Origin of the sequence: Methylobacterium sp. J-030, assembly GCF_022829545.1 — a bacterium.
GTDB lineage: Bacteria > Pseudomonadota > Alphaproteobacteria > Rhizobiales > Beijerinckiaceae > Methylobacterium.
Genome location: NZ_JAKSYM010000173.1, coordinates 1 through 441 on the forward strand (window position 1 = coordinate 1; position 441 = coordinate 441).

The 441-nt window shown below is 73.5% G+C and carries 1 pseudogene; it reads left to right on the forward strand.

The window, feature by feature from the left end:
* Positions 1–366, forward strand: a pseudogene (locus MKK75_RS11630) (IS3 family transposase); the annotation flags it as partial.
* Between the last annotated feature and the right edge of the window lie 75 nt (positions 367–441).

A 441-nucleotide genomic window follows, 5' to 3' on the forward strand; every position in this document is an offset into this window, starting at 1 on the left:
AGGCGGTGGACGGGATCCGAGAGAAGTACGGCCTCTCGGACCGTCACGCCTGCCGGATCGTCGGCCAGCATCGGGGCACGCAGCGCTATGTGCCGACCGTGCTGGCGGACGAGGATGGGCTGACCCGGGCCATCGTCGCCCCGGCGTCCGAGTACGGACGCTACGGCTGCCGCCGCGTCACCGCGCTGCTGCAGGCAGCGGGGTGGCAGGTGGCCACGGACCGGGTTCCTCCTTCGCGAACCCCGGGATCAGGGCATCTGGCGTCGCGCGGGGCTGAAGGTCCCTCGCAGACAGAGACCCCGCTGCCGCCCCTGGCTGGCCGCGCGGCCGGGCACACCGCCACCACCGCTCCACCGCAATCACGTCTGACGCTTACCCTCCCTCCAGCGCCAGAGGCCCGGCGGGCGGCGCCTGCGCACGCTCCACCGCAACCACGTCTGG